Annotated in this window: 4 protein-coding genes and 1 pseudogene; 2 read left to right on the top strand and 3 right to left on the bottom strand. The window is 57.8% G+C overall.

Annotation, left to right across the window (positions count from 1 at the left end):
• Positions 1-75: 75 nt before the first annotated feature.
• Positions 76-381, top strand: a complete 306-nt coding sequence (mads1, locus tag M7F93_RS11655; RefSeq protein WP_366144789.1) for a methylation-associated defense system helix-turn-helix domain-containing protein MAD1 — start codon at positions 76-78, stop codon at positions 379-381.
• A gap of 14 nt (positions 382-395) precedes the next feature.
• On the opposite strand, the gene M7F93_RS11650 is transcribed toward mads1, so the two are convergent.
• On the bottom strand, positions 396-605 hold the full coding sequence (locus M7F93_RS11650; RefSeq protein ID WP_298173703.1) for a hypothetical protein: 210 nt from the start codon (positions 603-605) through the stop codon (positions 396-398).
• A gap of 104 nt (positions 606-709) precedes the next feature.
• Between M7F93_RS11650 and M7F93_RS11645 the strand changes: the two genes are divergently transcribed.
• Positions 710-1,282, top strand: coding sequence for a hypothetical protein (locus M7F93_RS11645; protein ID WP_298173700.1), 573 nt, complete (start codon positions 710-712; stop codon positions 1,280-1,282).
• Positions 1,283-1,353: 71 nt separating this feature from the next.
• Here the strand turns inward: M7F93_RS11645 and tnpC are convergent, their stop codons facing one another.
• A complete protein-coding gene (gene tnpC, locus M7F93_RS11640; RefSeq protein WP_298173706.1) occupies positions 1,354-2,331 on the bottom strand; it encodes an IS66 family transposase in 978 nt (325 codons plus the stop codon).
• 56 nt (positions 2,332-2,387) lie between these two features.
• A pseudogene (locus tag M7F93_RS11635) lies at positions 2,388-2,585 on the bottom strand (hypothetical protein); the annotation flags it as partial.
• Positions 2,586-2,634: the final 49 nt, after the last annotated feature.

Raw genomic sequence — 2,634 nt, 5'->3', positions numbered from 1 at the left:
GGTTTTGCCGAAAAAGTGTCAAACATGGGCTAAGCGATCCGCAATTTCTTTGTTTTGCAGACCACCATTGAGACCTTGAAAATTTTGCACTATCCTGCCTTACTTTATCCTAGATTAGCCTTTGCTATGCCAACAAGAACCACCGAAGCCGAGATCCTCACCATTAAGCAGGTCGCCGGCTACCTGAAGGTCACGGAGCGGACGATCTACAGGCTGGTTGCGGCCAAGAAGATCCCTGCCTTCAAGGTCGGCGGGACATGGCGATTTTCGCGCGCAGACATCGACCGCTGGATCAAACAGCAGTCGATGGAAGGGCTTGCCACCGGTGGTGACGGGGATGACACGGTCGATGGTCAATCGAACGATGGGGAGCGTAAGTAATGCTTGGACTGACTCTACGGGATGAATTTCGGGGCAAGCGCCTCAAAGGGACGGCCATTGAGCTCTCCAACGACTCCAACACCGGCGCAACACAGATTGCCGCGCAGCAGTTTCTGGAGATCACGTATCCGACCCATGACCTTTTGAAGGGCATCGAGGCCGTCGGCCCTAATCAGGGTCGCCCGGTAGTCGTGATCGGCGAACGCGGATTGGGTAAGTCGCACTTGATGGCTGCGCTGTACCACGCTGTCAACGATGCCGCATCGACTGGCGCATGGCTGAAATCTTGGGCCTCCACGCTCGGTGACGCAAAATCGGCAAGATTGCTTTGCGCGATGGAATGCTGGTCATTGGCGAGAGCCTGCACCGCCAGCGCTACAAATTCCTGTGGGATTTGCTGTTCGAGCGCCATCCTCGCGGCGAATTCATCAAGGGCAAGTGGGAAGGCATGGGGGCGGCCAAGACCGACATTCCCTCCGACAAGCTCATTGTCGAACTCCTGGAGCACACGCCAACGATGCTGCTGCTGGATGAATTCCAGACCTGGTACGACGGCCTGACCAATACCAAGCAGTACCCCTGGAAGAACTGGGCGTTCAACTTTATCCAGATTCTCTCGGAGATTGCCAAAGAGCGACCTGATCTGCTGGTGCTCGTGCTCTCCGTTCGCAATGGTGGCAGCGATGCCTACCAGCAGGTACACCGCGTCAATCCGGTCGCCATCGACTTCAAGGCGGGGGTAATGCTGAGCGTATCCAGCAGGATCGGCGGCGGATGTTGCTGCACCGTCTGTTCGACAACCGCTTGCAGATCGCCGACGGCACTATTGAATCACTGGTTGCCCAGCACGTCTCAGAATACTTCCGCCTGCTTGGCGGACGGCGTCACCGTAAATATCTGAATACCCCACTTCCTCTATCATTGGTTTCATTTCGCAGCATCTTTAAAGGTAACTGTTCACCAGGGGTACATTTACCCTATGGTGGGCTGTGGGGTTTCCCCCTGAAAAGACTGGATCAAGGCGTGCAGCAGGTCGACGCCCTGCTTGCGTAAGGTTTCCAGATAGGATCGGATCGTGCAGAAAGTGGCTGCCCCATCAAAGGTCCGGAAACAGCCGGAGATCTTCTGTTTAACCTTGGGCATTCGCACCGCCTGTTCTGCGATGTTGTTGGTGAAGGGCACCTCCGGATCCGAAAGAAAACGCAGGACATCCTCACGATATTCACGCCGGCGTCGCAACAGATTGGTCGGAGTGGATTGCCTCCGATGCGCGGAGCCATCCTTGCGCTTCTTGATCGGGTGGATCGTGTCGCCTTTGGCCAGTATCGCGGTGTAGTCCGCGTTGATTTTAACCATCCGGTTATCGCTGAGCGGTCCATCGGCCACATCCCGATTAGCGGCAACGAGCAGGTCGATCATATTCTTCGCCCAGCGTTGGCCGTACTGTTCGTGGACCAGCGTCAACTCCCGCAGGTGGTGGGCGTTGCACAGGCCGTGGAGGCAGTCATATTTCCGGTAGGGCGCCCAGCCATCATGAATGGCAGTCCCCTGAAATCCGGGCAGAATACCGAAAGCGTCGAAAGCTTCCTGGCCCCGGCGGGTGTGCATGCCCACCCAGGTCATGTTGGGGGTGGCGGCCGTGTGCAGCCAGTGGAGCTTGCCCGCGACCCGCATCCCGGTTTCATCGAAATGGGCCACGCGGGCGTCCCGAACGGCGTCCGCAATACGCGCGACGGTGGGGGTCAGGTTTCCAGCCGCGATGTGGATCATTCTGACCACGGCACCCGGCGACAGGGCAACACCACAGGTATCGCGCATGATTCGGGTGGTGCGCAGGATCGGCAGCATGTGGTGCTGGGTGAGATAGACGACGGTGGCTTGTACCCGTGGACCATATTGCGTGGTGGCGTAACCCCTTCTGGGAAGTTGCTCCGATGTACCTTGCCGCAGGTGCAGCGTGCTTCCAGAACGCGATGTTCGGTGACTTCAACCTGCTGAGGCGGTATATCGAAGACCTGGCGGGCTTCCGATATATGGGCCTCGTCCAGAGTGCTGCCACAGGCATCGCAGGTTGCTGGCAAGAGATGGCTGATCACATGATCTGGTTCGGCGACGCGCTCCAGCGCTGAGCCTTTGTGGCCTTTTTGCCCGCCCTTGGGGCGCTGTCCCACCTGACGCAGAGATTTAGGTGCGGGTTTGCGCAGGCCATCTGAGGACGGCGGCTTGCTGGAATTGTGACTGTCTTTGGCCAGA

This window comes from Acidithiobacillus sp., from assembly GCF_027322205.1.
GTDB lineage: Bacteria > Pseudomonadota > Gammaproteobacteria > Acidithiobacillales > Acidithiobacillaceae > Acidithiobacillus.
Note: the sequence above shows the minus strand (reverse complement) of the source record. Positions and strands in the feature narration are given on the sequence as shown.